General features: G+C 54.4%; 1 pseudogene. It reads right to left on the bottom strand.

Going from position 1 to position 239, the window contains the following annotated elements:
- Positions 1-239 (bottom strand): annotated as a pseudogene (locus ON33_RS30895) (nucleotidyltransferase); the annotation flags it as partial.

The raw sequence follows: 239 nt of genomic DNA on the forward strand, positions 1-239 counted from the left end.
CCGGATCAAACAGTTCTTCCGCTGCCGGACCAACCAGCGCCACGCTATGTTCACGCGCTTTGGTCAGCAGAATGGCCAGATCGATATCAATGGTCGCCGGTTCAAAAATGCCGGCCAGAATATCGTTACGCTGCCATTCGCCAAACTGCAGCTCACGTTTCGCCGGATAACGCCACGGAATAATGTCATCATGCACCACGATGGTCACTTCCACCGCACGCAGAATTTCGCTTTCACCC

Origin of the sequence: Nocardia niigatensis NBRC 100131, assembly GCF_000308655.1 — a bacterium.
In the GTDB taxonomy this organism is placed as follows: Bacteria; Actinomycetota; Actinomycetes; order Mycobacteriales; family Mycobacteriaceae; genus Nocardia; species Nocardia niigatensis.